This window comes from Affinundibacterium fentianense, from assembly GCF_018139545.1.
Taxonomy (GTDB): domain Bacteria; phylum Pseudomonadota; class Gammaproteobacteria; order Burkholderiales; family Burkholderiaceae_D; genus Undibacterium; species Undibacterium fentianense.
In genome coordinates, this window is sequence record NZ_JAGSPJ010000005.1 from 249,420 (window position 1) to 275,534 (window position 26,115).

The following is a 26,115-nucleotide window of genomic DNA, read 5'->3' on the forward strand; positions in this document are numbered from 1 at the left end:
CCGTTGCTTAGAGTGCATTCTTGAGTTGAAGTACTTTTTCTTTTGAGTTATCCAGTGCTTTGAGCAAATCCACGGAGAAAAATATGCCTGTTTTTCCGTCACGGCGTGTAACTCCCAAGGCATATTTGTTGTCGACATAGATCGTTACACCGTGTCCAACGGACTTCAGGTCGGCACGATCAGAATACAAGCTGGTTAAGCTCAACCCCAAAGGAATCCTTCCCCCATTTTTCTTCCAAAAATTGACACCTATCCACTCGATACTTAGCGCTTCTTTTGTCCTCTGACCATTGGGCGCTCCCGAGACATGTTCGAATACAATATTGGGATGAAGAACAAACCATTGACGTGCTGGCGGCCCAGTCAAACTGGTGGCCATTGTGCTTGATTCATGCTCAATGAAGCTGGTCAACGCGAGATCGAGAAAGCTCAGTGCCCGTGCATTTTTCCAATAGTTATCCCAATCTTTCTCGACTTTTTCTAATTCTTGCACTACCAGTCCAGAACTGAGTTTGATCAGCGTGGTTTGGTATGGCGCAATCGCCTTACTGAAATCATGCAGCAATGCACTGCATTTGATTTTATTCGAGGTGCTTGCAATACAATTGGTTTCATCGGAATCAGTGATAGCTAGCACCTCTGCAAAGTTAGAGAAACGAAATGCTGATCTGTTCTCGCTCTTTAGGTGGGTGAAGGTTGACAGTTTCTTCGGACGTTCCAATTGCAGGAAATAGTAGCTTGCACGATCTTGCATTTCTTTTTCGAAATAGTCAGCTTGACGATTTACATTGTCCGCAATTTGGGTATTCGAGAACGTACTGCCTAGCGATTTTCGCACCATAGAACCGAATTCGGTGAACGCATTGGCGAGCCCTGAAAGATCCTTTTCCGTCGTTGTTTGCTTGAGTTGTTCACATACCTTTTTATCGAGCGCAATGGCGGCGTTGTGCAAGTCAAGGAAATACGTTGATGTTGGGTCATATTGATGTGCTTGGCATTCCTTTTGAATTGCTGCTATTTTTTGCGCGATAGGATCTGCGGCTGCATTTTCTTGCTGTGCAAGACAGCTCGTGCTCAAGAAAAAGGTGGAAATCAGTGTTCCAATTTTGATCCAAGTGATTGTTTGAGTTTTCGATAGCATGATGTGCCTCGCTTTATAAGTGTTCAATCAAATCAGCGGCGGCTTGCACTGCTTTTGCTGTATTGAGCCAACTTGTCCAGTGCTGGATGTCGGATGTGTCCAAATCTTTAAATAAAGAGTCGGTGATTTCTCGTACAGAGCCTTTGGCATTGTTTGCATAGCGTTGTTTGAACGCGAGAATTTCGCTTTGCTTTGGATCAAATTCTTCAATCAATTGGTAGAGTAGGGGGGCGGCCACCAGCGGATCAGAGACGTATGCAGTGAAGGAATGGGTGTTCGGTTCGACGACAATGCGGGTTTGAATATCACTAAAGCAGTTTTCGTAGTCTGCTTCGGTAACCCATGTGCCGTTTTGTGGAGGACTAAATCGAGAGATCCAAGTAAAAGGATCCAGTTCATGATGAACATTGAAAAAGCTACTTGTACACCCAGCAGAGCCTGGTTTGACGATACTGTTGTAAGGCGAAGTTAAATGGTTAAAGTGATTCAAAATTCGCGAGACATTTGCGATCATTGTGATGGACCTTAGTTTGTGTTGGCCTATATCTAAATTGGAAAACTGGTTCTCAGGATCGCTTTCTGGTCGATACAAAAGATGTAAGGTATCGTGTAAAACAGCGGTGCCCAGGCTGTGCGCTACAACGTGAACTTTATCTTGGCCATATTCGTTCACGAGCTGGGCTATTTGTTTGCCTAGGCTGACACGGATACTATTGCCGATCAGCGTGGTGTAGAAAATGACGTCTAGCCAGTGGGTATAAAACATGCTGTCAGAGTTAAAATTCTTATCAAGTCCAATCAGAGTGGCGGTCAATGAGCTGATATCCCCAGCACCCTGAATTGCTGCCAAGCGGGTTTGAATTGTCTGGCCGTTTTTGGCCATTTTGTTGCGCATTTCATCAAAAAAAACGCTGTAGTTGAATTCGACGAGATCGACGTAATCGGTAATTTTTTTCTTTTTGAACTTTTCGAATTCTTTCAGGCTAGTGTTGATGCTAGTCACAAATGATTCCCCAAATTTTCCGAGCGCTTGATCAGGCGCCTTCGCGAAACTACCCATTCCATGAATCAATAAGACAACCTGTTCTTGTGCCATTGGGTACCTCTTTCTGCTTCGTTAAGTTAAAAAAATAGCAGCGATGTCAAAAGATGGCGCTGCAGACCGAAAATGCTTGATGCACGAACACGGGATTTCATTCGAGGAAACGGTGTATGCAAAGTAGGATTAAAAAAGCAAAAAGACAAGCTTATTTTATATTTTTAGGTGAAAACGCTTATCTTATTGAATGCGTAAATAGGAAAAATATGATCTGATTGATAATTTCCACGCACTAGGCGTGCCAAGTTGCCCGGCATGATTACTCACAGGAAATGGATACAGAGAAGGGGAAAAAACGAAGAATTGGCTAGAAGTTTTTGATGAGCTTGCGATAAATCATTGCTAAAACAAGACCTTAGCAAAGCTTTCAGGTATAATCGCGGGTTCTGTCCAAAATTTCCTCATCAAGTGGTTTTTATGAATCGCTTGTTGTTCCTTGTTTGAATTTTCGACTCTGGTGAAAATCATTCGAAAATAGGTTTTTGTGGATTCTTTCTCTCTTAGGTTGGTGCAAATTAATTTGGGGGGTGGGGATGTCCGATCTGGCTTCTTTGTCTACATTAGCGCGTTCTGACGCGCAACTTCCGGTGCATGTCTATTTTGATCAAGGCTTATTAGAGCGCGAGATCAAACAATTATTTCAATCTGGCCCGCGTTACGTTGGTCATGAATTGATGGTTCCTAACGTCGGTGATTATGCGACCCTCGCTTCTGAAAACGAAGGGCGTATGTTGGTGCGCGGTAAAGACGGAATTGAATTGCTGTCGAATGTTTGCCGCCATCGTCAAGCTTTAATGTTTGGTGGTCCAGGCACGACTGGGCGTGGTAACACGAATCACATTGTTTGTCCTTTACATCGCTGGACTTACGACCTCAAAGGTGAGTTGATCGGCGCGCCGCATTTCAAAGATACACCTTGTCTGAATCTCTCACGTACACCTATTCAAAATTGGAATGGTCTACTGTTTGAACAAAACGGTTACAACGTGATGGAAAAGATGGCGAGCTTATCGGTGACCAAGGATTTGGATTTCACCGATTACATGCTCGATCATGTTGAAGTGCATGAATGTGATTACAACTGGAAAACCTTTATCGAAGTGTATCTCGAAGATTATCACGTTGAGCCCTTTCATCCAGGCTTGGGTAGCTTCGTCACCTGCGATGATTTGAAGTGGGAATTTGGCGAAGATTACAGTGTGCAAACCGTCGGCGTACACAAAGGTTTATTGAAATCTGGCTCGCCAAAATACCAAGCTTGGCAAGAGCAAGTTTTAAAATTCCGTCGTGGTGAACCACCAAAATACGGCGCTATTTGGCTCACTTTGTACCCGAATATTATGGTCGAATGGTATCCGCATGTGTTGGTGGTATCAACACTATGGCCGACTGCGACAGGTAAAACCAAGAACGTGGTCGAGTTCTACTATCCAGAAGAAATCGTTTTATTCGAGCGTGAGTTCATTGAAGCAGAACGTGCGGCATATATGGAAACCTGTATCGAAGACGATGAGATCGGGATGCGTATGGATGCGGGACGTAAGATTTTGCTCGAGCGCGGTCAAAATGAAGTGGGACCTTATCAATCACCAATGGAAGATGGCATGCAACACTTCCATGAATGGTATCGAAGTAAAATGCAATTCTAAATAAATTGAAGAAATGGGGAAGCGATGCTTCCCCATACTTTTTTCTGCTAGTCGTTTGTCAAAACAAATAGTTAATTCAGTTAAAGAGGATGTATGCAAGCACTTTGGATGTTGATCGCCACCTTTTTGTTTTCTTTGATGGGTGTCTGTGTCAAGCTCGCCTCTGAGACTTATAACACCGCTGAGATCGTCACGTATCGTGGTGCGATCGGCGTGATCGGCATTTATTTCCTTATGCGCTGGCAAAACGGTACATTACGCAGCTCCATGATTAAGGGGCATATCTGGCGCGGTATCTTCGGCGTGACTTCGCTGTGGCTCTGGTTTTATTCAATTTCGAAATTGCCTTTATCTCTATCAGTCACCTTGAGTTATATGTCTTCGATCTGGGTTGCGGTGATTTTGTTTGCAACTTCTTGGTGGAAAAATCGCGGTAAAGATGTGGTTCATCTTCCACCGCATCTAGTGTGGTCTATCTTGTTGGGATTTGTTGGTGTCGTGATGCTGTTGCGTCCGACTATTCGCGCAGATCAATTGTTTGATAGCCTGATTGCTCTATGTTCCGGCTTTATTGCAGCCCTCGCGTATATCCAAGTGCGTCAAATGGGTGTCGCTGGCGAGCCAGAATATCGGGTGGTTTTTTATTTTTCTTTAGTCTGTACCGCGATGGGATTGCTTGGTCAATTTTGGCATTTCAATACCTTTACCGCATCGCAGTTAGCGGCGCATCAAGATCATCAACTGTGGAATGTCAAAGGGATCGCTCTCTTACTGGGTGTTGGTCTTTTCGCGATGATTGCGCAGTTGGCGATGACACGTTCCTATCGCCTTGGTAATCCTTTAGTCGCGGCGAATTTGCAGTATGTTGGGATAGTCTTTACTAGCACCTTAGACGTGATGATTTGGAAGCTCAATTTGAGTTGGATCAGTTGGTTAGGAATTGCAGTAATTTTAGCGAGCGGTATGATAGCGTCTTCGTTTAATAGTAATACTGGTACGAAGTCGGCAGAAGGCGATCGCCCCAGTGAATCTCTTTAAGGAAAATTCATGTACACAACTTTGATTAGCGCACAGCAGCTTGCCGTAGAACTGAAGAATCCAAGCACAGTGGTGGTGGATTGTCGCCATGATTTGATGGACGCACAAGCAGGTAAAAATGCTTACGACACCGGACATATTCCGGGTGCAGTATTTGCTAATCTTGATATCGATTTGTCCGGTAGTAAATTGGATGCAGCGGGTGTTTTTGCAGGTCGCCATCCTCTGCCTAAGACAGAGGATTTATTAGCAGCTTTGCGCAGTTTGGGAATCAATCAAGATTCACAAGTAATCGCTTACGATGCACACGGGGGTATGTTTGCCGCCCGCTTGTGGTGGTTGTTGCGATCAATTGGGCACGCACAAGTTGCCGTGTTGGATGGCGGTATTGCTGCTTGGATTGGTGCTGGTCATGCAGTGCAAACTGAGTCTGTAAGCCTTGAGGCTGGGAATATTCAAGCGAAAGAAAGTCTGACTAAACAAGTTAATGTGCAGACAGTTTTGCAGAATCTTCAAGCGAGCGCGGATGCCCAATTGCAAGTCATCGATGCTCGTGCCCCAGATCGTTTTCGCGGAGAAAATGAAACCATGGATCCGGTTGGTGGCCATATCCCCGGCGCCAAAAATCGCTTCTTTAAAGACAATTTGCAAGCCGATGGACGTTTTAAATCGGCACAAGAATTACGTGATGAATGGCAAGGCTTGATTGCTGATCCATCCAAAGCGATTATGCAATGCGGCTCAGGCGTAACAGCTTGCCATAATTTATTGGCATTAGAAGTGGCTGGCTTAGGTGGTGCTGCTTTATATCCGGGATCGTGGAGTGAATGGTGTGCTGATGCGTCACGCCCTGTTGCAAGCGGCGCGGCGTAGAAGCTAATCAATGTTGATGCTGGGTCATAAATAACACCAGCATCACACCACAGCTCACCAAGATAATTTGCGGGATTGTTTCTTTGAGCGTTGCGCGGCGCTGCATTTGTGGCATTAAATCACTGACCGCAATATAGATAAACCCAGACGAAGCGAGTACCAGCACGTAAGGAATCAAATTGCTGGCTTTATCCAAAGTGAAATAACCGAGAACGCCGCCGACCACCGCCATCAGGCTGCATAAGAGATTGTAAATATACGCTCGTGTGCGCGAGAAACCCGCATTCAGCAACACAATAAAATCACCAATCTCTTGTGGAATTTCATGCGCAATAATCGCCAGCGCGGTCACCATCCCTAATCCCGGATCTGCCAAAAACGCTGCTGCAATCAAGATCCCGTCGGTGAAATTGTGCATCCCATCACCGATTAGAATCATCCAACCAGCTTTGCCCGCTTCATGCGCATCATGCCCATGTTCATGATGATGCCCATCGCCTTCGTGGTGATGCGAGTGGCGTAAGATCGCGAACTTTTCCAATAGGAAGAACGCCAATAGTCCACCGAGTAAACAGGCGAACAATGAACGTGGGTCGGTACCGGATTCAAAAGCTCGCGGCAAGGCGTGTAAGAGGGACGTCGATAACATAATGCCGACGGATAGACTGACCATACGTTCAACGATTTTCGACAATAATGTAAAGGAGAAAATCGCGGCAAGGCTAATGCTCAGGACACCAGCAATTGTTGTGGTGAAAATGATGGAAGTGAGAACAGATTGAATTTTATGCCTCGAACGGGTTGGATCTAGAAGTCAGCAAGTGCAAGGGCAAAAGCAAGAACGACATGTTGACTGCACTTAACAAGGGAACTGATGCCTGTTTGAATCAAATTCTACTAATTGCAACTTTGTTGCAATTAGACCACAAGTTGCGCAAATTCGCAATGCAACCATGCCGCTTGCTAGCCTCGGCTTTTAATCAGTGGATTTACATTTGCTCAGTTTTTCTTTGATCTTTTTAATTTCTTTTACGCGATCTTGGTCTTCCATAAAAATAGGGTCGCCTGTTTTTGTTTCGCCTGTTTTATAGGGTAAGCCGTTCTCTAAGCTCACCAATTTTTTCTTATTTTGATAACATTTTTCGTCGTCGGCCCGCTCTAGGGTTCGCGCTCTTTCTTCTTGTTCAGCCTTGAATTTTTGGCGTTCTTTAAACTCGATTTCTTTCGCCCATAAACTCTGGGTCGGCACTTTCGCCTTGGGTTGTTGACCTAAACCATTGGTCACAGGAGTAACTTCGACTTCCTTGACTTGCGTACTGCCCGCTGGACAACGGCTCGCCAGAATCTTCCGCCCCTGTGCATCCTTGCATTCAAGAATTTGGGTCTGTGCATGGGCGTTTGTGGACATCCCAGTTAATTGGATGCTGAGTAGTGATGCCATTAGGAAACCACCTACTTTCCCTACAGCCTTTTGATTGAATCGATTTTCGCGCATCAACATCGATGATCCTTCACATGGGTTTATTGGGAGAAATTAAATACGCGAGACATTTCTATCTTGGCACTTTAGTATTTGAAAAAATGACAAATTATTTGACTTTTTTGAAATTAATTAAAGGTCAACTTGTTATAATTTCGTTCTATTTCTTTTGTCTATTCAAAAAGGTTGGTAATGAAATTAAAGTTGCGTCTCCTCAGTGCCCCGTCTCTCGCACTTTTATTGAGTGCGTGTGGTGGCGGTAATTATAACGATGGTTCAGGCTCGATAACGCCAGCGTTGCCACCTGTTGTTCAAGAAAAGCCAAATAACGACGATCGCTTGTCGAGTCATTATCTTCATACCTTGGCATTAGCAACGGATGGAAACGTCTTTGCTTGGGGTGAAAACCAATTCGGTCAACTAGGGAATAATACGCTGAACTATTCTACTGTGCCTGTTCGTGTCCTAGGTTTGAGTGCGATTAAAGCCGTGCAAGCAGGTGAACGTCATTCAGTCGCTTTACATAGTGATGGCAATTTATGGGTTTGGGGTAGTAATGCTAGTGGGCAGTTGGGTATGTCACAGGTGATGGCAAGTCGAATTCCACTTCGCTTATCTGGGATTAGCGCCGTGAAATCGGTGGTTGCTGGCCAAAATCACACCGTCGCCTTAAAAACGAACGGCTCTGTTTGGGGTTGGGGACGCACTGCAACTTCTTACTTGAATTTGCCACAAGCAATAAATGTTCAAAACGTTCAATCTTTGGCGGCAGGTGCCGACTTCACGATCGCGCTGAAGAACGACGGCACAGTTTGGTCCTGGGGGGCGAATGACGCTGGTCAGCTTGGAAATGGGAGTTATGTGAATTCTAGCGTCCCAGTTCAAGTGTTAGGGCTCACCCAAGTCAAAGCAATTGCGGCAGGGGGCGCGCATGTACTCGCATTACGCAATGACGGCACCGTGATGTCGTGGGGGCGCAATCAATTGGGTCAATTGGGTAATGGTGGTCGCAGCACGAGTAATATCCCCACGGTCGTCGTAGGGTTAAACGCGGTGAAAACCATCGCTGCGAGTGCAGCGAATAGCATGGCTTTGCTCGCTGACGGTTCGGTCGCGGTTTGGGGTTCCAATCAACAGGGGCAGCTCGGAGGTGGCAGTGCGTCCAGTGCTTTCCAGATGAAGCCTGTTAAAGTCAGAGAGGTGAGCGACGCAGTATCGATATCCGCTGGCAATGGTTTTAGTTCTGTCATTTTGGCAGATGGGCAAGTCATGGCTTTTGGTTTTAATGGTACGGGTCAGTTAGGAAATAACTCGACGGCGAGTTCGGCGAAACCAGTACGCGTGGCAGGACTAAGTGGCATAAAAACTCTGAATTTGGGTAAGTCGCAAAATTGAATTTGCTAAACGCACGCAAGTACCGCTTATCCTAGCTGATGGCACGGTAAGTCGTACTTTGCGCGCTGAGCGGGAGGCGTACTGTCGACTTTGCTTAAGGACAGTGCCAGCGGAAGTCATCAAATGGGGCCATTGTCCAAAGCTCGCATTCTCTTTTCGTATTGGGTCAGCTTTAATTTAGATCTCCAAGTGAAATTGCTTTCCGGTCATAGACCTTGCCCGAAACCACAAAGTTGACAATGATTTCAATTCGCCACCGTATCCCTATGCATGCAGCACGTGCTTTGTTGGCGCTCATGCTGTGCGTGCCTTTCTTGCTGCCTTGGCACACTTTACCTATTCCTTCGTTTTATTCAGAAGTGTCGGCAGGGCTGTTCGGTCTGATGGCGACAGCCGCGTTGCTTGTTCATTCCTATTTTTCTGGATCGAAATTCACTGTCCCCGTGATTGTGACCTTGCCCTGTGCTCTCTTGCTCGTCCTCGTAACACAATGGCAAGCACAGTACTTTGCCTATGTAAGCCAAGCGCTGATGGTCGCGATGTATTTGGTTTGGAGTCTGTTCTTACTTTGGTGTGGACATGCGCTAGCAAATTGGGATGCTCAACAGCGTGGGTATTGGACGAGTCTGCATTTCATCGCGTGTGCAATCTTGTTTGGTGGAGTGGTGAGCGCACTGTTGGCTTTTATTCAGTTCTTTGGCGTGCCGCCAATTTTGGCGTCGTCAATTAATCAGCCTTTGTCAGCGCAAGCTGGCGTGTTCGCCAACATTGCACAGCAAAATCATTTCGCGAGTTATTTGGCTTTGGCGCAGTGTGCGCTTATTTACCTCGTCAATCAGAACTTTTTGAAGCCGAAGCTCGCAATGTCTACTTTTCTGTGGCTCGGCGTGGCCATGATTTTATCCGCATCGCGCAGCGTGTATCTCTATTGGATTTGGATTGGTTTACTTTACTTCACTGGTTTTGTCGATCGACGCTCTCGACTAAAGAAAATTGGTCGTCGCGGTATTGGTATGTGCGTGTTGGGCTTGCTCTGTCTGTGGGGATTGACGCAGTTGCCAATTCCACAGTTTGCTCGGGTCTTCCATTTTTCAGAAACGGTTGGTACGCGTTTTTTCTTATGGCAACATGCCTGGCAAATGTTTTTGGATCATCCTTTGCTTGGTGTCGGCTTTGATGGTTTTGCTTATACTTTAATTCAGCAAATAGCAAAAGTGGGTGAGGTAAATCCTTGGGGTATCGATCAATTTGCACACAATTTGCTTTTACAAATTCTTGCAGTTTCTGGGATTGTCGGCTTGCTTAGCTTCATTTTGCCCTTAGGCAGATTTGTCTTGAAGCAGCGCGGCTGTCCGTTTACTCCAGCGCGTCGCTATTTACTATGTAGTCTTGGTATTCTAGCGATCCATAGTTTGCTAGAGCAGCCGCTTTTTTTCAGCTATTTTTTGGGAGTTGCGGCATTGATGCTTGGATACATGGAGCGGGAAAGTTTTGCACCTAGCCGGGCGGTGATAATGCAATGGGGCTTAGCAGGATTACTGATATTTTCTTCTGTGTTGTTGGTCAAAACAATATTCGATTATGTTGCAATCGAGAAGGCTATTTATACCGATGCCACGATGCAATTGGCGCATCTTAGTGAAGAGAGTTATCGTCAGCAGAGAAAATGCTTAAGTGGCCTGAATCAACGCACTTTGTTGCAGGCTGAGATTGAAGCCTTGGATCCTTCGAGTTTTGTAGCAGATGAGGAGTCTGCTGCTCAAAAACTACGTTTGAATCAAAGATTATTGCGTGCATCGCCTGTTGATGAGGTCATGTTCAGACAGGCTGCATTACTGGCTGAAAATCGTCAACTGATGGCCGCCAAAGCGCAGATGCGTGCTGCCATGTTAGCCTATCCTACTGCAATTGATATTTTTATGCCGCGCTTTATCTGGCTTGCAGAAAGCGAGCCAGATGTTTACGCAGAGCTAACAGAATTTGCGCATCAGCAAGCGAGAGTCGTACATCTTCGGAGCCAGACTTTGTCGCAGTTTACGCCTTGATCGCGTAGAGACTTTTGTTGAAAGAGGTAGATAGATGACAGTAGATCGCAAAGATTTCCCTAGCCCAGATCTCGCTGGGGTGGAATATTGGGTCAGTATGTGCGGGTTTGTCGAAAATTTGGGATTCAAGGTGATCCCTCGTGTATTGACCGAACCCACTTTTCTTCCAGGCCTAGAGTTAGGCCCCAATTGCATTTATGTCGATTTTCAACGATTGCGCTACCCCGGTGACCTCCTGCACGAAGCAGGGCATTTGGCGGTGACGACGAGTGAGCAAAGAGCGGCGATAGGGAGTGACGCTTTGGTTTTGCCATGGCCCACCGATGGAGAAGAAATTGCTGCGGTGCTATGGTCGTTCGCTGCCGCTCGATACCTCAACATACCTCTGGATGTCGTGTTTCACGCAGATGGCTATAAACAAGATTCTACTTGGTTGATTGCGCAGTTTGAGCGTGGTGAATATATTGGGCTCCCATTTTTACAGTGGGCTGGCTTGTGTTTTGATCCCGTGCAGGCTGAAAAACAGCAGGCACTCGCTTTCCCTGTCATGCAGCGTTGGGTTCGCACTTAATTTGATAGTTGAGGGGAAATTCGGTTTTTGTTGAGAAGTTGTTGAATATCTGAACGAATGTCCTCTGGCCGTGTCGTCGGTGCATAACGGCGCACCACATGACCATCTTGATCAACTAAAAATTTGGTGAAATTCCATTTGATTGCCTTGGTACCCAGTATTCCAGGTGCGTGTGTCTTGAGGTATTGGAAAAGGGGATGAGTCTGTTTCCCGTTGACATGAATTTTGTCAAATAGGGGGAAACTCAATCCAAATTTGCGCTGACAAAACGTGGCAATCTGATCACCGTCGCCCGGCTCCTGTGCGCCAAATTGATTGCATGGAAAACCGAGTACCGTAAATCCCGAGGCACGGAAGTCGCGATACATGGCCTCCAAATCGTGGTATTGATCAGTAAAGCCACAAGCACTTGCTGTGTTGACGATCAAGCTAACTTGACCCAAAAATTCTCTTAGTGGCAAGCCTCGACCCGTTATTGTCGAGGCTTCAAAATCGTAGGCACTCATAGTCTGGATTTACAACCGATCCTCAAACGGTTCGCCTAGATAATACCTAGATGTTGAGTGCCTGCTGATAAATCACGATTGCTGGCATCTTTGCCTCGCAATTTAATCGCAAGACGTAATTCATTGACGGAATCCGCATTCCGCAAAGCGTCTTCGTAGGTGATTAAATCGGCTTCGTGCAGATCGAATAGTGATTTGTCAAAAGTCATCATGCCGAGTTCTTCTGATTTTTTCATGATCTCTTTGATCTCGTGCACATCGCCTTTAAAGATTAAGTCAGAAATTAATGGTGTGTTCAGCATAATTTCGATGGCTGCGACGCGACCTTTTTGCCCACGGAGGGGAACTAAACGTTGCGAAATCACTGCTTTTAAGTTGAGCGACAAGTCCATTAACAATTGCGCACGCCGCTCTTCGGGAAAGAAGTTAATCATGCGATCCAAAGCCTGATTGGCACTGTTGGCATGTAAAGTAGCCAAACACAAGTGGCCTGTTTCAGCAAAAGCAATCGCCAAATCCATCGTTTCGCGAGAACGAATCTCGCCAATTTGAATAACATCGGGTGCTTGTCGTAAGGTATTTTTCAGCGCAACATCCCAATCTTCAGTATCGATTCCAACTTCGCGTTGCGTAATGATGCAATTGCCGTGTGGATGAACGTATTCGATCGGATCTTCAATCGTGATGATATGTCCATAGCTATTCGCGTTGCGGTGGCCAACCATAGCAGCGAGTGTCGTTGACTTACCAGAGCCGGTTGCACCAACCATAATCACGAGACCACGCTTAGTCATGGAGATTTCACGCAATTGATTGGGGAGGCGCAGTTCTTCAAAGGTCGGAATAGTGGAAGTAATCGTCCGCGCCACCATTCCAACTTTTCCTTGTTGCAAAAATGCCGAAACACGAAACCTTCCTAGGCCGGGAGGGTTGATTGCGAAATTACATTCTTTGGTTGATTCAAATTCCGATGCTTGCTTGTCGTTCATGATCGCGCGTGCCAAATCGACAGTATGCGCAGGCGTCAGTACCTGATTAGACACCGGCGTTACTTTACCGTCGATTTTAAAGGCAGGCGGAAAATCTGCGGTGATAAACAGATCTGAGCCATTTTTGCTCAACATGAGTTTGAGCAAATCGTTCATAAATTTGGTGGCCTGATCGCGTTCCATGAAAATTCCTCAGTTCAATTTTTGTCGTTGTAATGTAGTGAATGATGAGCAGACGTCATTCCTGTCCCCAGCTTCGATTAGCCTGGGAAGTTTTCTGGAATCTTGGCTGCTGCGCGTGCCGTGGCGGACGAAATCACATTCCGGCGAACCAAGTCTGCTAGATTTTGATCGAGCGTTTGCATACCGACGTTGCTACCAGTTTGAATAGCAGAGTACATTTGAGCAATTTTTGCTTCGCGAATTAAGTTACGGATCGCGGGAGTGCCGACCATGATCTCGTGCGCTGCGACACGACCAGAACCATCTTTCGTTTTCAGTAAGGTTTGAGAAATCACCGCTTGTAAGGATTCAGAAAGCATGGAACGAACCATTTCTTTTTCTTCCGCTGGGAAGACGTCAACAATACGGTCGATGGTTTTTGCAGCAGATGACGTATGTAATGTACCAAAGACCAAGTGACCCGTTTCTGCAGCGGTCAAGGCTAAACGGATAGTTTCCAAATCACGTAACTCACCAACCAGGATGACATCAGGATCTTCACGCAGTGCAGAACGTAAGGCATTGGAAAACGAATGAGTATGTGGTCCGACTTCACGTTGGTTGATCAGACATTTCTTTGAGTCATGGACAAATTCGATTGGATCTTCGACAGTCAATATATGGCCATACTCGCTTTCGTTGACATGATTGACCATGCCAGCCAAAGTCGTCGATTTGCCTGAGCCTGTTGGGCCCGTTACTAACACCAAGCCTCGGGCTTTTAGTGCAAATTCCGCAAAACACTTTGGTGCGTTGAGTTGTTCTAATGTCAGAATTTTTGAAGGAATTGTCCGCATAACGGCAGCAGCGCCGCGCTCTTGATTAAATGCATTCACCCGGAATCGTGCCAAGCCTGGGATCGCGAATGAAAAGTCGCATTCTAAATTTTCTTCAAAATGCTTGCGCTGACCATCGTTCATAATGTCGTAGATGAGGGCGTGCACATCTTTGTGTTCTAATGGCGGCAAATTGATGCGACGCACGTCACCATGCACGCGAATCATCGGTGGTAGGCCGGATGACAAGTGTAAATCGGATGCGTTATTCTTGACTGAGAATGCGAGAAGTTCTGAGATATCCATTTATAATCCGATATGAAATGAGTTTGGTTGGCCGATTTACGATTTGACTCGCCAAGCAGATGACCGTGGGTGATCAAATTGAATGATGCCTGAAACCGAAAATTGCTGTTCTACGTCCTTGATTATGTCCTCAATCCGACAAAACTTGCAAGCCGTGCATGAGGCAATTGCACTCAGCGCCGCGCGCTATGGTAGGAATCCAACTGAAATTGCTTTATTGGCAGTATCTAAAACCTTTGGTCCAGAACAGGTGCTGGAAGCATGGAAAGCTGGTCAACGTGCATTTGGGGAGAATTATCTTCAGGAAGGTGTGGAGAAGATCGCGGCTGTTCAATCCCTACTTGTCGCTGAACCAGGATATTCGTTGGATCCGTCGGATCGGATTAATTGGCACTTTATTGGACCGATACAGAGCAATAAAACACGACCGATTGCTGAGCATTTTTCTTGGGTACATTCGGTCGATCGTGCGAAAATTGCCACTCGTTTGTCCGAGCAAAGACCTGCAGATCTGCCGCCCTTACAAATTTGTTTGCAAGTGAATATTAGCCGTGAGCGAAGCAAGAGTGGTGTCTTAGCCGAGGATCTGTTGGAATTGGCCTTGCACACTACACAGCAATCAAATTTAGAATTGCGAGGTTTGATGTGTGTGCCAGAGGCGACCCTTGACGATCAGGCACAACGCCGAGCGTTTGCTGAATTAGCGGTCTTATTGGTAAATTTGGGGGAGAGATTGCCTCAATACGCGAAGCAGCTTGATACTTTGTCGATGGGAATGAGCGGGGACCTTGATGCTGCGGTGGCAGAAGGAAGTACGATGTTGCGAATTGGTAGTGCGATTTTTGGGAAGAGGCAGTATGCAGTCTAGTGAAAATAATTTGAAAATGATGCGCATTGGTTTTATTGGCGGCGGCAATATGGCTGGTGCGCTGATTGTTGGCTTGGCTGATAAATTAGATTCCGGGCGACAAATACATGTGGTCGATCTCAATCAAGAGCATTTAAAAAAGCTAGAAGATCAGTTCGGCGTTGGTATCAGTGTGGATATCGATCATCACATGCGCGATCTAGATGTCATTGTGTTAGCAGTCAAGCCACAACAAATGCATGCAGTTGCATTGAAATTGGCGCCGTTCTTGGATCAACAAATTGTGCTGACTGTGGCGGCAGGAATTCGTGCTGCTGACTTGTCGCGCTGGTTGAATGGCTATGCAAGAATTGTGCGGACCATGCCGAATACGCCAGCTATGGTGGGACAAGGTATGAGTGGACTATACGCGATGGATGCAGTCAATCCGACGGAACGTCAAGCAGCGGAATCGATCATGCAAGCAGTAGGACAAACGCTTTGGGTAGAACAAGAGCATTTGATCGATAGTGTGACAGCCATTTCCGGCAGTGGGCCGGCTTATGTTTTCTATTTTATTGAAGCCTTGCAAGAAGCTGCACAGCAACTTGGTTTTAATGCCGACCAAGCACGCCAACTTTCGCTTGCAACTTTTCAGGGCGCAGCCCAATTGGCGATGCAATCTGAAGAGCCAGTACATCTTTTACGCGAGCGTGTGACTTCCAAAGGTGGCACAACTTTTGCCGCCTTGTGTAGTATGGATGCAAGTCATGTGAAAACCGCCATACACCAAGCCGCGCAGGCTGCTGCCGTGCGCGCGGCGGAACTAGGTGACGAGTTTGGTCAACAATAAGATGGAATACAAGACTCCAACGTCATTTCACCCCATTTGCAACCCCTTACTTTTCTTTGTTGAAAAGCGATACGCCTAGATGAAAACACCGAAACGTCTACAGCCTCTAATTGATGAAGGCATGATCGATGAGGTCCTTAGTCAATTGATGAGCGGTAAGGAAGCAACTGTTTATGTCGTGCGGTGCGGCGAGGAGATTCGTTGCGCCAAAATGTATAAAGAGGCTGGTCAAAGGAGCTTCAAGCAAGCAGCTGCCTACCAAGAAGGACGGACAGTTAAAAATAGCCGGCAGGCTCGAGCAATGCAAAAGGGCTCCAAGTATGGGCGCAAAATGCAAGAGGAAGTTTGGCAGAATGCGGAGGTTGATGCCTTGTTTAAACTCGCGGCTGCAGGCGTCCGTGTACCAACCCCGTATATTTGTTTTGAAGGCGTCCTGTTGATGGATTTGGTCTGCACCGAGGATGGCCAGGTCGCGCCACGATTGAATGATGTACAGCTCAGTCACGCCCAAGCCTTGGTGTATCACGAAGATCTCATTCAACAAGTGGTACTGATGCTATGTGCTGGGATAGTGCATGGTGATTTATCCGAGTTTAATATTCTACTGAACGAGCAAGGCCCGGTGATTATTGACTTACCTCAGGCTATTAATGCCGCTGGTAATTTGGGGGCAGCTAGTATGTTGTATCGTGATGTCAATAATCTAAAACACTACTTTAGCCAATTTGCGCCAGAGCTAGCGCGAACCCAGTATGGTAAGGAAATTTGGTCCCATTATGTGGCCGGTCGTTTGCATCCAGACTTGGCGTTGACTGGCACTGTTCCAGAGGACAAACGTCCAGTGAACGTCAGTGCAGTGATCGAAGAGATTACATTGGCACGTATGGAAGCGGAGGAAGAAGAGCGCCGCCGCATGCAAAACGCAACGAATTAGCGAGCTAGAGGCAGATCAATTGGCGTTTTTCCCAGACGAATTGTTTGATGTCTGCAGTTCGTGAACCGATTGGTCTATTGGTTGCTCAAGATGGATTTGTATGCTGTTGACGATGGTGCGGTCGGAGGTCTCCGTCTTTTTTGTGGACCTGATCGATTTCAGTAATCCGGTTTGTCGACCTGTTCATCTTGATCGCGAGCTGAGGTACGAAAACAAGCGGCAATGCCCGCACCCAATCTGTTTTTCAAATCGGTGGGTAAATAGTGCCATATTTTCTGTAGGCGTAGACCTATTTTAACGACGCGATAAAGTGCGGTGCGTGGTGCGAAATAGAGCGCTGCAACGGAAGCGGCAACTGAGGCTGCGGTGACTAAGGGAGAATGGCGTACGTTGAAGCGTATAGTCGAGGCGACCTGGAGGCCTAATTCGACGAACTTCAATTCATGATGAATCTGCGCAGCTTGCCAAATGAGCTGCTCGCGCTGTTGTCGACAACGTTCAAGCACTGCTTTCTTTCGCGCTACCAGCGAAGTCGCTTGGTTCTGCTGATGCTTGGATTGCTCAGTCATTTGTCAAAAACCCTCGTTGTCTTCAGCACCTTCATTCGAGTTCGGTCTTGCCATGCCGGCGGATTGTCGTAAGCTCGCAATATCCTGGCGTAGTTCTTTTAGGCTGGCAGATAAAAAGCGCGGTTTTTGACGAATCGCTGATCTTAAATACATAATGATGGCAACGGTGCTGATGCTAAAGACTGCGAGCATGCAAGATAATGCCAATTCACGATGGGTGTCCCAAAACAGAATCAGGACGAATAAAATCAGTAATAAAAGGCTAACGATTCCACAAAACAAGGCGGCAAGAATGAGTACGAGATAGTTTGCATAACGTCCGAACTCTTCTTCCACTTCGATTGAGGCAAGTTCTAATCGGGTATGCAAACTGTCTAGCAAGCTCGCGCCGAAGCGCGCTATGGAATCGGTAATCGCCATGACGATCTCACTTATTTCGACCGATCAGCAGTCCGATTAATAAACCGACACCTGCCGCGATCCCCGCTGTTTTCCAAGGGTTTTCATGGACATAACTGTCGGTTGCTTGTGCTGCCTCTTTCGTTTTTTTGACAACGACTTCTTCGATTTTGTGGATCTCTTGTTTAGCACTCTTGAGGCTCGCTTCCAGTTTCTCTTTGGCTTGATGAAAGCCGTCGCCTGCTTGCTGTTCTGAGCTCTTTAGTAATTCTTCGGCATCTTTTAAAATCTGATTCAGTTCACGCATCAATTTGGCTTGTTGTTCGCTGGAGTGCATACAATTTCCTCTTTAATAAATATGACCAAACACACGGTCACTCAACTTATCGTAATACCGTGTTGCTACCTTTAGCATAGTCTAGTTGCTAAAAGCTAGATGGATTTGCGTTAGCGCAATTGAGGTAGCGGAATTTGACAATTCACACGATCGCAGTTACCTAGCGCAACAAAAAATCCAATACAAGTCCAAGAAATATCACGGCGCCAAACCAATTATTGTGTCGAAAAGCAGCGAAACAAGCCATGCGCTCGCGGCCTTTTATGAGCGTGTAATGGTAAGCAGCGATAAACGCCGCCGCAACCAGGCCAATGAGTGCGATCCAGCCAAGTTGAAAAAGCCATCCCGCCCATGCGCTGAGGATGAGGGTGAGTGCGTAGCTGAACATGATGGCAGTCACATCCCATCGCCCAAACGTGATTGCCGAGGTTTTGATTCCGATTTTTAAGTCATCTTCGCGGTCGACCATGGCATATTCCGTATCATAGGCGATCGCCCAAAAAATATTGGCGACGAGTAAGATCCACGCCGAGTAAGGGATTGCATTGGTGATTGCCGCGAATGCCATCGGAATTCCAAATCCAAAAGCGATACCTAAATAGGCTTGAGGAATCGCAAAAAAACGTTTGAGATAGGGATAAGTTCCTGCGACAACGACAGCGATGATCGACAGCTGTTTGGTGAGCCCATTCAGAGGCAAAATCAATAAAAAAGACAGGATCGCTAAGGTCGCCGCGACCATTAACGCCTCCCAAGCGTGAATTTTGCCACTCGTCAGTGGTCGTTGTGCAGTTCGTAGTACGTGTTTATCAAAATCGCGATCTGCGTAGTCATTGATCGCACAGCCTGCTGAACGCATCAGTGCAGTGCCGAGGCAAAAAATGAGCAGATGCTGCCAATCCGGTTGGCCATTTGAGGCGATCCATATTGCACACAAAGTTGGCCACAGCAAGAGCAAGATGCCGATGGGTTTGTCTAAGCGAACCAGTTGGTAGTAGAGCCTTAAGCGGGAGAGAAGGGCATTCATGAATGGGTAGGTACTTCAGAAATCCAAGAGAGGCACATTATATGTGAAACGTCGATGATAACGCTCTCAGCGAGTCGGACGTATCGCCTTATTGCGCGCTCGCTTTTTCGTCCAGCATGGTGACACCGGGTAAATTGCAACTCAGGATAGCTTGTCGAATCGCTTCAATCGCAGCATGACGGGTAAAACTCTTACGCCAAGCGATAACGACACGTCGATCAGGTGCGCGATCACTAAAAGGAAGATATCGCAACATCCCATCTTTGGATTGCATGTCGCTGACTGAAGCTCTTGGCAAAACCGTCAGGCCTATCCCAGATGCGACCATGTGGCGTATCGTTTCCAATGATGAACCTTCAAAGGTCCTCGCGATGCCATCACTCGCGGTGGAGAAGCGCGCCATTTCTGGACAAACTTCCAGCACTTGGTCACGAAAACAATGACCATTGCCTAGCAATAGCATGGTTTCGGTTTTTAATTCTTCTGCGGAAACAGAGTCGCGGTTTGCCCACGGGTGCTCTTTTGGCATGGCGATGACAAATGGTTCGTCGTATAAAGGCTGAACCATCATACCTTGGTCGGGTAATGGCAAGGCCATAATCGCTGCATCAAGTTCCCCTTGGCGTAGCAACTCCATTAATTTAACGGTGAAGTTTTCTTGTAACACGAGCGGCATTTGCGGATATTGATCGATCATGGTCTTGACCAAGTTCGGCAATAGGTAAGGGCCGATCGTATAAATGATTCCGAGCCGGAACGGTCCGCTTAAGGGATCTTTGTTCTGTTTGGCTAATTCTTTGATTACTGCTGTTTGTTCGAGTACACGTTCTGCTTGGGCGACGATTTGTGCCCCTAATGGCGTCGTTGAAACTTCTGTTCCGCCACGTTCAAATATGGTGACGCCTAATTCATCTTCGAGTTTTTTGATGGCAACGGAAAGTGTTGGTTGCGCGACAAAACAAGCTTCTGCAGCATGCCCAAAATGTTTTTGGCGTGCGACCGCGACGATGTATTTTAATTCTGTGAGTGTCATGTGTTGAGTGTGGCACAGAGTGCGTATGAAGTCAGTAGGTGCATTTGCATTTTTACCGAAAATATCAACAAATCAAACGATAAGTTTGAACTAGTTAATCTTTGTATATTGGGATTACATCAATTCATAGGCATTATAGATTGTTGGCTCAAATGTATGCGGATACACGCCTCCCATGTCTGCCTTGATCTCCATGATCTAGAAATTTGTAAGATAGTTGCGGCTATATTAAAAACGAAATTGGCTATTCGGATTTAATACCCGTCTCGAATTGCATTACATACCTTTGAAGCGCCAAGCATAAGTTTGACTCACTTTGAGCTGTTCCTTGTGATTTTTCAGTTCGACCAAAATATTTCCTAATTCATCTTTACGTGCGCGTGCAATCGCTTTGGGGTTGACCATGATGCTCCTATGGATTTGCCAGAACAGATCAGGTGCGAGACTTTTTTGTAACTCTTTGATCGAAGTGCGAATGTGGCCTTCATCCTCAGCGCTGACCACCCGTGTGTAACGTAGGTCGGATTCAAAGAACAAAATGTCTTCAATTGAAAATAATTTAATGGTAGTTCCGGAGCTTGCGCTGATCCAGCGTAGTGTCTCGGTTTCTTGTGGGAGACGGAGACGTTGGTTCAGTGCTTCCATGACGTGGATAAGGTCTTTCGGCAAAACACCGGATGAAGATTGTTCTTGGATACGCGCGATTGTGTGAGCTAGGCGCTCTTCCGTGATTGGTTTGAGTAAATAGTCGATGGCACCTAATTTAAATGCCTCGATTGCATGGGTATCATACGCGGTGGTAAATACGACTCGGCATTTGCCGTCACTCGCGCGGGCAACATCAAGGCCACTTAACTCGGGCATACGGATATCGAGAAAAGCGATGTCTGGTTGAAATTGGACGATGGCTTCTAAGGCATCGCCCCCGTCTTCGCAAGAGGCAAGGATATGAAGCTCAGGCCAAAGTAGTTGCAGCATGCGCTGTAGATCGCCACGTTGTAGATCTTCGTCATCTGCGATAATTGCGGTCGGCATAGTTGGCGCTTTCCAATTGTAAGATAGAAGTTCGTTACTCGGCGAACTTAGGTAAAGTGGTTTCTTCTCTGCTTAATGGCAATACGATTCGCACTTCGGTTCCACCTTCTTCCCGCATGCAAATGTCAAGTCTCGCCTCACCCGCGTAGAGGTGCTTGAGACGTTCACGAATATTGCTAAGGCCGATACCCGATCCAGATACACCGCTACCGAAACCGACGCCGTCGTCAATGACGCTGAGGCACAGTAACTCTGTGTGCTGATTTTGGCTAGAATTGGATATAGGCATATTGTCGATTGTATTCGCGCGGACCTTGATGTGAACCGCCCCCTTTTTGGGTTCGATACCATGTTTTACGGCATTTTCAACTAAACTGATCAACATCAATGGAGGAATCTCGCAATCGAGTAAGTCGGATGGGCATTCCACGGTATAACTGAGGCGGGGAATTCGCATGTGAATGACACCCAAATAAGAACGCACTGAATCAAATTGGTTGCCGACGGTGCTCAGCATGAGATTACCATCATCACGCATTTGCGGAATTGTAGAACGTAAGTAGTCAACCAAATGATCAATGATTGCAACGCCGCGAACAGGATCGCTCAACATCGCAGCGCGCACGCCAGAGAGGGTGTTGAATAAAAAGTGGGGTTCGACTTGGCTGGCTAGTACGGACAGTCGCATTTGTGCCAAATTCCGTTCATTCTTATACTGATCAATTTTTTCTTGCGTTCGGGCGTCGTCTAACTCTCGCCTTTGTTTCAGGTAGATTCGAAAATCTCCTGCGCCACCCCACCAAGATAGAAGGACTAGCCAAAACAAGATATTCACGCCGTTGATCTTTTTTTCCTCCTCGGAAGTGATGACGAGCCCCACTTTCACTTCATTACTCTTACTGAGTTGTTCAAGCTTTTTTTTGGTTGCGGCGCTGGTTTTTTGTACTTTCTTGTCTAAGAAAAGGTCTGCGGTTTCGACGATCACGAGTGAGATCAATATGCCAAACAAGAGTGCGCCCGCAATACCCAATATTTCATTTTGTTTTTGCCATTGCTTTTTCTTTACCTGCGTTGCCAGCCAGCGCCCCGCAAGCAAATTGAATGCAATGCCAAAATATAACGCGAGAAACATTTTGTAGGGATTGATCAATTCCGTAGGCGGCGTGTCTTCATTCGCAACGATTAGGGATATCGTTGATAAAATCAGCGCCAATACAAGCATGGGCGTAAAAAAACTAAGTGCGCGGTACCGAAACCAAGTCTGACTGAATGTCGGGTAATGATGAGCTTTGAGTGCCCAGCCCCCCAATTTATTAATAAGTTTGTCGGGTAATGGCTGATCGAGCATCGTCGGGTGGTTTTTAGAATTCGCCATATTCATGCGGTGATGATTTGATGGGTAGATGGACAAAAAATTTAGAACGGGTAATTGCAGTATTCCAGATCAGACGTTTTTGGTGCCTGATTGCGTTGGATGGCGCAAAAAATGTCGCGAGTTGATGGTTTCTTGATACGAACACGGGAAGGTACGTTGGAAATGCCCAGTCTCAACTTGCAAAATTTGTAAAGCCGTTGCGGTAGATTTGTAAAACTGCGGCGACCGAAACTCAAGAGTGAGTGGTGTGCCGATCCCAGAATCGTCGATGCGCTCGGTGATTCGCCTATAGGCCTTGATGCCTTTAACGATAACCCATGCTTGGCGATACAGGTTATCGTAAAGCATCCAATTTGCTTGAAAATTAGTCTCGATGTGCGTTCATCGCCGCCATAATTTCTTGATGTCCTTGCGCGATACCATTTTCTGGAAAAATTTGTCCATCGCTGGATTTGACCTCAGCCAATTGCGCTAACAATTGTTCATCGATATTCTCACCACGTCCCAGATAGACGCCTTTGGTTAAGCTGATATGTGCCGCTTCAAAACTGCCAGCACCTGCACACAAGATGGTGCGGTTAGGCGCATCTTGCGCTGCGAGTACCAACATCGCGGGCACCACATCGCTAGCTTGAATTGCATTTAACATTGCTTCTGGATACAGGCCATTGGTCATGCGGGTCGCTGCGGTTGGTGCTAAGGCGTTCACGCGGATATCGTGTTTCGCACCTTCGATTGACAGCGTTTGCATCAGACCAACCAAACCTAATTTGGCTGCACTGTAGTTCGATTGACCGAAGTTACCGTACAAACCGGAGGAGGAAGTCGTCATCATAATGCGACCATAGTTTTGTGTCGTCATGATAGGCCAAACCGCTTTGCAACAATTCACGCTGCCCATCAAATGGACTTCGATCACGAGACGGAAATCATCGAGTTCCATTTTGCCAAATGACTTGTCGCGCAAGATGCCGGCGTTATTAATCAAGATGTCGATGCGGCCCCATTTATCCATGGTCTCTTGCACCATCGCTAGGACCGCCGCGAAATCAGTCACAGAAGCGCTATTAGCAATTGCTTCACCGCCGGCTGCAATAATTTCATCGACTACGGCTTGCGCTGCGCTCGCTGACCCGCCAGATCCATCGCGCGCACCGCCAAGATCATTCACGACCACTTTCGCACCACGTTTGGCGAGTGCCAAAGCGTGTTCACGACCAAGGCCACCACCAGCACCCGTGACTATCGCAACGCGACCTGAAAAATCTAAGCTCATGCAGACTCCTATTTGATTAAATGTGGTTTGTTAAGTGAAATAAATTTTTGCAATGTCGTTTTGTGTAAGTAGCGTGATTGTTTTTTTGTAAGGGCAGTTGCGCAAATCAAGTTGAAACGATAGCCAGTTTCTCAATCCTGCCGACGACAGAAGCGATACGATAACTGAAATTGCCTTAGTAGAGATCACAAATTTCCTGAGGAAGTCGTCTAGCTGACATGCATCAATCTTTAAACCCGCAACTTAAACCCGCAAAAACTCTTCTCTATGCCCCATCCAGCGTTGCAAATGTGCCTCGACAGTTGGCACATCATTGGCCAGTAATTGCACCGCGAGGTTGCGGGCTTTTTCGACCAGATATTGGTCTTTTTCTAAATTGGCAAAACGCAGTAATGCTTCGCCCGATTGGCGCGCACCGAGAAATTCGCCCGGACCGCGCAATTCTAAATCCTTACGCGCAATTTCAAACCCATCGGTGCTTTCGCGCATGGTCAGCAATCTTTGTTTGGCAGTATGCCCAAGTGGGCCTTGATATAGCAAAAGACAAACACTGGCCGCAGCGCCACGTCCCACCCGCCCGCGTAATTGATGCAATTGCGATAGCCCGAAGCGCTCTGCATGTTCGATCACCATCAAGCTTGCGTTCGGCACATCGACGCCGACTTCGATCACGGTGGTCGCGACCAACACTTGCACTTCATTGCGGGTGAAGGCATCCATCACGATTTGCTTTTCAGCAGGCTTGAGCTTGCCGTGCACTAAACCGACACGGCAGTCGGGCAAGGCAGCGCTCAGCATCGCATGGGTATCCGTCGCCGTTTGCAGTTGTAGCGCTTCGGATTCTTCGATCAGCGGACAAACCCAATACACTTGTTTGCCTTCCTGCGCGGCGGCATGAACGCGTTCTATCACTTCCTCGCGACGATTTTGATCGACCACGCGCGTGACGATAGGCGTGCGTCCCGGTGGTAATTCATCAATCACCGACACTTCGAGATCGGCGTAGTAGGTCATCGCCAGCGTGCGCGGAATGGGCGTAGCTGACATCATTAATTGATGCGGTGTTTTGCCTGCTTCGGCTTTATTGCGTAGCGTCAGCCTTTGCGCTACGCCGAAGCGATGTTGCTCATCGACGATGACTAAACCGAGTTTGGCAAATTGCACGGTGTCTTGAATCAGCGCATGGGTGCCGATCACCAATTGCGCTTCGCCAGAAGCGATCAGGGCGTTGGCTTGCTCTTTTTCTTTCTTTTTTAAACTACCTGTCAACCATGCGGTTTTGATCCCCAAGGGTTCTAACCAACCCGCCACTTTGCGGAAATGTTGTTCCGCTAAGATCTCGGTCGGTGCCATTAAAGCAGCTTGATAGCCACTATCAATCGCTTGCGTGGCGGCGAGTGCAGCCACGATGGTTTTTCCGCTACCGACATCACCTTGTAATAAGCGTTGCATAGGAAAAGCTTGTTTCAGATCAGCGCGAATTTCCTCCAGCACGCGCTCTTGCGCGCCGGTAAGTTTGAAAGGCAAGGTCGCTAAAAAAGCCTGGGTCAACGCGCCGACGATGGGCAATGCTGTCGCGCCTTGCGATCTGCGTGAGGCTTGTGCGCGTTTGAGTGAGAGTTGTTGTGCTAACAGCTCGTCAAATTTCATGCGCTCCCAAGCCGGATGCTCGTGTTCCAGTAGCGCATATTGATCGACATCGGGTGGCGGATTGTGCAGTAACTTTACTGCCGATTCAAAATCTTGCAAACCGAGTTGTTGCAGTAAAGTAGGGGAGAGCGTGTCGTACCATTGCACTTTGTTGAGCGCGCTGGTGATAGCTTTGCGCAGCATGGTTTGCGAAACACCATCGCCAGCGTGATAAACAGGTGTCAGCGCAGTGGGTAGGGCAGCACCTTCATTCACCATCCTATAAGTTGGATGCACCATCTCCGCACCAAAGAATCCATGTCGCAATTCCCCTCGCGCCCGCACCCGCATCCCGACTGCCATTTGCTTGATTTGACTGCCGTAAAAATTCAAAAAACGTAACACCACTTGCCCAGTATTGTCGCTAATCGTGACGACTAATTGACGGCGCGGGCGATATTGAATATCACATTCCGTCACTTCGCCTTCGACTTGGACCGAACTACCGCCTCGAAAACCGGCATCGCGCATAGAGACAATTTCCGTCTCATCTTCGTAACGCATCGGTAAGTGCAAGACAAAATCCATGTCAGAACGTAGACCTAGCTTGGCAAATTTCTCTTCCAAGCGCACAGGTTTGGCAGGTGCAGTTTTTTTCTTGCTGGCAGGCTGAATAGGTGCGCTTGCTGACATAGGGTAAAATGGCGGGTT

Annotated in this window: 26 protein-coding genes; 9 read left to right on the top strand and 17 right to left on the bottom strand. The window is 47.0% G+C overall.

From position 1 onward, the window contains the following. Nucleotides 1-7: 7 nt before the first annotated feature. Nucleotides 8-1,141 carry a hypothetical protein gene (locus KDM90_RS12990; RefSeq protein ID WP_212676041.1) on the bottom strand — a complete coding sequence of 378 codons (1,134 nt, stop codon included), beginning with the start codon at nucleotides 1,139-1,141 and terminating at the stop codon, nucleotides 8-10. 13 nt (nucleotides 1,142-1,154) lie between these two features. Beyond that, entirely contained in the window at nucleotides 1,155-2,237 is a 1,083-nt protein-coding gene (locus KDM90_RS12995) for a lipase family protein (RefSeq protein ID WP_212676042.1), read from the bottom strand. A gap of 536 nt (nucleotides 2,238-2,773) precedes the next feature. Between KDM90_RS12995 and KDM90_RS13000 the strand changes: the two genes are divergently transcribed. The 3 genes from KDM90_RS13000 to KDM90_RS13010 all read left to right on the top strand — a co-directional run bounded on the left by KDM90_RS13000 (nucleotide 2,774) and on the right by KDM90_RS13010 (nucleotide 5,800). After that, entirely contained in the window at nucleotides 2,774-3,889 is a 1,116-nt protein-coding gene (locus KDM90_RS13000) for an aromatic ring-hydroxylating oxygenase subunit alpha (protein WP_212676043.1), read from the top strand. Between the two features lie 93 nt (nucleotides 3,890-3,982). Next, the gene (locus KDM90_RS13005) at nucleotides 3,983-4,927 is read left to right on the top strand and encodes a DMT family transporter (protein WP_212676044.1); all 945 of its coding nucleotides are present in this window, start codon (nucleotides 3,983-3,985) and stop codon (nucleotides 4,925-4,927) included. 9 nt (nucleotides 4,928-4,936) lie between these two features. Then, nucleotides 4,937-5,800, top strand: a complete 864-nt coding sequence (locus tag KDM90_RS13010; RefSeq protein WP_212676045.1) for a sulfurtransferase — start codon at nucleotides 4,937-4,939, stop codon at nucleotides 5,798-5,800. 7 nt (nucleotides 5,801-5,807) lie between these two features. Here the strand turns inward: KDM90_RS13010 and KDM90_RS13015 are convergent, their stop codons facing one another. Together KDM90_RS13015 and KDM90_RS13020 are read right to left on the bottom strand one after the other, a co-directional pair. Next, the gene (locus tag KDM90_RS13015) at nucleotides 5,808-6,560 is read right to left on the bottom strand and encodes a ZIP family metal transporter (RefSeq protein WP_212676196.1); all 753 of its coding nucleotides are present in this window, start codon (nucleotides 6,558-6,560) and stop codon (nucleotides 5,808-5,810) included. 216 nt (nucleotides 6,561-6,776) lie between these two features. Further along, on the bottom strand, nucleotides 6,777-7,241 hold the full coding sequence (locus KDM90_RS13020) for a hypothetical protein (protein ID WP_212676046.1): 465 nt from the start codon (nucleotides 7,239-7,241) through the stop codon (nucleotides 6,777-6,779). A 231-nt stretch (nucleotides 7,242-7,472) separates the two neighbouring features. Between KDM90_RS13020 and KDM90_RS13025 the strand changes: the two genes are divergently transcribed. The 3 genes from KDM90_RS13025 to KDM90_RS13035 all read left to right on the top strand — a co-directional run bounded on the left by KDM90_RS13025 (nucleotide 7,473) and on the right by KDM90_RS13035 (nucleotide 11,291). Beyond that, nucleotides 7,473-8,675, top strand: a complete 1,203-nt coding sequence (locus KDM90_RS13025; RefSeq protein ID WP_212676047.1) for an RCC1 domain-containing protein — start codon at nucleotides 7,473-7,475, stop codon at nucleotides 8,673-8,675. 239 nt (nucleotides 8,676-8,914) lie between these two features. After that, a complete protein-coding gene (locus KDM90_RS13030) occupies nucleotides 8,915-10,720 on the top strand; it encodes a PglL family O-oligosaccharyltransferase (protein ID WP_212676048.1) in 1,806 nt (601 codons plus the stop codon). 34 nt (nucleotides 10,721-10,754) lie between these two features. Further along, nucleotides 10,755-11,291 carry a hypothetical protein gene (locus tag KDM90_RS13035; RefSeq protein ID WP_212676049.1) on the top strand — a complete coding sequence of 179 codons (537 nt, stop codon included), beginning with the start codon at nucleotides 10,755-10,757 and terminating at the stop codon, nucleotides 11,289-11,291. Here the strand turns inward: KDM90_RS13035 and KDM90_RS13040 are convergent. From KDM90_RS13040 to KDM90_RS13050, 3 genes are all read right to left on the bottom strand, one after another. Next, nucleotides 11,288-11,797 (bottom strand): glutathione peroxidase, encoded by a 510-nt coding sequence (locus tag KDM90_RS13040; RefSeq protein ID WP_212676050.1) that lies wholly within the window; start codon nucleotides 11,795-11,797, stop codon nucleotides 11,288-11,290. The genes KDM90_RS13035 and KDM90_RS13040 overlap by 4 nt on opposite strands. Before the next feature lie 35 nt (nucleotides 11,798-11,832). Further along, the gene (locus tag KDM90_RS13045; RefSeq protein WP_212676051.1) at nucleotides 11,833-12,969 is read right to left on the bottom strand and encodes a PilT/PilU family type 4a pilus ATPase; all 1,137 of its coding nucleotides are present in this window, start codon (nucleotides 12,967-12,969) and stop codon (nucleotides 11,833-11,835) included. Nucleotides 12,970-13,046: 77 nt separating this feature from the next. Then, entirely contained in the window at nucleotides 13,047-14,090 is a 1,044-nt protein-coding gene (locus KDM90_RS13050; protein WP_212676052.1) for a type IV pilus twitching motility protein PilT, read from the bottom strand. A gap of 124 nt (nucleotides 14,091-14,214) precedes the next feature. Between KDM90_RS13050 and KDM90_RS13055 the strand changes: the two genes are divergently transcribed. The 3 genes from KDM90_RS13055 (at nucleotide 14,215) to KDM90_RS13065 (ending at nucleotide 16,724) form a co-directional block, all read left to right on the top strand. After that, complete coding sequence (locus tag KDM90_RS13055; protein ID WP_212676053.1) at nucleotides 14,215-14,958, top strand: YggS family pyridoxal phosphate-dependent enzyme; 744 nt, start codon at nucleotides 14,215-14,217, stop codon at nucleotides 14,956-14,958. After that, the gene (gene proC / locus KDM90_RS13060; protein WP_230409788.1) at nucleotides 14,948-15,790 is read left to right on the top strand and encodes a pyrroline-5-carboxylate reductase; all 843 of its coding nucleotides are present in this window, start codon (nucleotides 14,948-14,950) and stop codon (nucleotides 15,788-15,790) included. Before KDM90_RS13055 ends, proC begins: the two co-directional genes overlap by 11 nt. A 79-nt stretch (nucleotides 15,791-15,869) precedes the next feature. Beyond that, nucleotides 15,870-16,724, top strand: coding sequence for a PA4780 family RIO1-like protein kinase (locus KDM90_RS13065; protein WP_212676054.1), 855 nt, complete (start codon nucleotides 15,870-15,872; stop codon nucleotides 16,722-16,724). A gap of 158 nt (nucleotides 16,725-16,882) precedes the next feature. Here the strand turns inward: KDM90_RS13065 and KDM90_RS13070 are convergent, their stop codons facing one another. The 10 genes from KDM90_RS13070 to recG form a co-directional block, all read right to left on the bottom strand. Next, nucleotides 16,883-17,293: a hypothetical protein gene (locus tag KDM90_RS13070; RefSeq protein ID WP_212676055.1), complete on the bottom strand. Its 411-nt coding sequence runs from the start codon at nucleotides 17,291-17,293 to the stop codon at nucleotides 16,883-16,885. Nucleotides 17,294-17,296: 3 nt separating this feature from the next. Then, nucleotides 17,297-17,713, bottom strand: a complete 417-nt coding sequence (locus tag KDM90_RS13075; protein WP_212676056.1) for a phage holin family protein — start codon at nucleotides 17,711-17,713, stop codon at nucleotides 17,297-17,299. Nucleotides 17,714-17,720: 7 nt separating this feature from the next. Beyond that, nucleotides 17,721-18,029, bottom strand: a complete 309-nt coding sequence (locus KDM90_RS13080; RefSeq protein ID WP_230409789.1) for an ElaB/YgaM/YqjD family protein — start codon at nucleotides 18,027-18,029, stop codon at nucleotides 17,721-17,723. Nucleotides 18,030-18,189: 160 nt separating this feature from the next. Then, nucleotides 18,190-19,056 (bottom strand): 4-hydroxybenzoate octaprenyltransferase, encoded by an 867-nt coding sequence (gene ubiA / locus KDM90_RS13085; RefSeq protein ID WP_212676057.1) that lies wholly within the window; start codon nucleotides 19,054-19,056, stop codon nucleotides 18,190-18,192. 88 nt (nucleotides 19,057-19,144) lie between these two features. Continuing rightward, entirely contained in the window at nucleotides 19,145-20,089 is a 945-nt protein-coding gene (locus tag KDM90_RS13090) for a LysR substrate-binding domain-containing protein (protein ID WP_212676058.1), read from the bottom strand. Between the two features lie 276 nt (nucleotides 20,090-20,365). Then, on the bottom strand, nucleotides 20,366-21,124 hold the full coding sequence (locus KDM90_RS13095) for a LytR/AlgR family response regulator transcription factor (RefSeq protein ID WP_212676059.1): 759 nt from the start codon (nucleotides 21,122-21,124) through the stop codon (nucleotides 20,366-20,368). 34 nt (nucleotides 21,125-21,158) lie between these two features. After that, complete coding sequence (locus tag KDM90_RS13100; RefSeq protein WP_212676060.1) at nucleotides 21,159-22,499, bottom strand: sensor histidine kinase; 1,341 nt, start codon at nucleotides 22,497-22,499, stop codon at nucleotides 21,159-21,161. Nucleotides 22,500-22,568: 69 nt separating this feature from the next. Further along, nucleotides 22,569-22,847 carry a hypothetical protein gene (locus KDM90_RS13105; RefSeq protein WP_212676061.1) on the bottom strand — a complete coding sequence of 93 codons (279 nt, stop codon included), beginning with the start codon at nucleotides 22,845-22,847 and terminating at the stop codon, nucleotides 22,569-22,571. Between the two features lie 16 nt (nucleotides 22,848-22,863). Further along, a complete protein-coding gene (locus KDM90_RS13110; RefSeq protein ID WP_212676062.1) occupies nucleotides 22,864-23,775 on the bottom strand; it encodes an SDR family NAD(P)-dependent oxidoreductase in 912 nt (303 codons plus the stop codon). A 243-nt stretch (nucleotides 23,776-24,018) separates the two neighbouring features. Beyond that, nucleotides 24,019-26,097 carry an ATP-dependent DNA helicase RecG gene (gene recG / locus KDM90_RS13115; RefSeq protein ID WP_212676063.1) on the bottom strand — a complete coding sequence of 693 codons (2,079 nt, stop codon included), beginning with the start codon at nucleotides 26,095-26,097 and terminating at the stop codon, nucleotides 24,019-24,021. Nucleotides 26,098-26,115 lie beyond the last annotated feature (18 nt).

Coding starts and splice junctions, on each gene's coding strand:
- KDM90_RS12990 (WP_212676041.1), bottom strand. CDS start 1,141: ATGCTATCGAAAACTCAAACAATCACTTGGATCAAAATTGGAACACTG.
- KDM90_RS12995 (WP_212676042.1), bottom strand. CDS start 2,237: ATGGCACAAGAACAGGTTGTCTTATTGATTCATGGAATGGGTAGTTTC.
- KDM90_RS13000 (WP_212676043.1), top strand. CDS start 2,774: ATGTCCGATCTGGCTTCTTTGTCTACATTAGCGCGTTCTGACGCGCAA.
- KDM90_RS13005 (WP_212676044.1), top strand. CDS start 3,983: ATGCAAGCACTTTGGATGTTGATCGCCACCTTTTTGTTTTCTTTGATG.
- KDM90_RS13010 (WP_212676045.1), top strand. CDS start 4,937: ATGTACACAACTTTGATTAGCGCACAGCAGCTTGCCGTAGAACTGAAG.
- KDM90_RS13020 (WP_212676046.1), bottom strand. CDS start 7,241: ATGGCATCACTACTCAGCATCCAATTAACTGGGATGTCCACAAACGCC.
- KDM90_RS13025 (WP_212676047.1), top strand. CDS start 7,473: ATGAAATTAAAGTTGCGTCTCCTCAGTGCCCCGTCTCTCGCACTTTTA.
- KDM90_RS13030 (WP_212676048.1), top strand. CDS start 8,915: ATGATTTCAATTCGCCACCGTATCCCTATGCATGCAGCACGTGCTTTG.
- KDM90_RS13035 (WP_212676049.1), top strand. CDS start 10,755: ATGACAGTAGATCGCAAAGATTTCCCTAGCCCAGATCTCGCTGGGGTG.
- KDM90_RS13040 (WP_212676050.1), bottom strand. CDS start 11,797: ATGAGTGCCTACGATTTTGAAGCCTCGACAATAACGGGTCGAGGCTTG.
- KDM90_RS13045 (WP_212676051.1), bottom strand. CDS start 12,969: ATGGAACGCGATCAGGCCACCAAATTTATGAACGATTTGCTCAAACTC.
- KDM90_RS13050 (WP_212676052.1), bottom strand. CDS start 14,090: ATGGATATCTCAGAACTTCTCGCATTCTCAGTCAAGAATAACGCATCC.
- KDM90_RS13055 (WP_212676053.1), top strand. CDS start 14,215: ATGTCCTCAATCCGACAAAACTTGCAAGCCGTGCATGAGGCAATTGCA.
- proC (WP_230409788.1), top strand. CDS start 14,948: ATGCAGTCTAGTGAAAATAATTTGAAAATGATGCGCATTGGTTTTATT.
- KDM90_RS13065 (WP_212676054.1), top strand. CDS start 15,870: ATGAAAACACCGAAACGTCTACAGCCTCTAATTGATGAAGGCATGATC.
- KDM90_RS13070 (WP_212676055.1), bottom strand. CDS start 17,293: ATGACTGAGCAATCCAAGCATCAGCAGAACCAAGCGACTTCGCTGGTA.
- KDM90_RS13075 (WP_212676056.1), bottom strand. CDS start 17,713: ATGGCGATTACCGATTCCATAGCGCGCTTCGGCGCGAGCTTGCTAGAC.
- KDM90_RS13080 (WP_230409789.1), bottom strand. CDS start 18,029: ATGCACTCCAGCGAACAACAAGCCAAATTGATGCGTGAACTGAATCAG.
- ubiA (WP_212676057.1), bottom strand. CDS start 19,056: ATGAATGCCCTTCTCTCCCGCTTAAGGCTCTACTACCAACTGGTTCGC.
- KDM90_RS13090 (WP_212676058.1), bottom strand. CDS start 20,089: ATGACACTCACAGAATTAAAATACATCGTCGCGGTCGCACGCCAAAAA.
- KDM90_RS13095 (WP_212676059.1), bottom strand. CDS start 21,124: ATGCCGACCGCAATTATCGCAGATGACGAAGATCTACAACGTGGCGAT.
- KDM90_RS13100 (WP_212676060.1), bottom strand. CDS start 22,499: ATGGCGAATTCTAAAAACCACCCGACGATGCTCGATCAGCCATTACCC.
- KDM90_RS13105 (WP_212676061.1), bottom strand. CDS start 22,847: ATGCTTTACGATAACCTGTATCGCCAAGCATGGGTTATCGTTAAAGGC.
- KDM90_RS13110 (WP_212676062.1), bottom strand. CDS start 23,775: ATGAGCTTAGATTTTTCAGGTCGCGTTGCGATAGTCACGGGTGCTGGT.
- recG (WP_212676063.1), bottom strand. CDS start 26,097: ATGTCAGCAAGCGCACCTATTCAGCCTGCCAGCAAGAAAAAAACTGCA.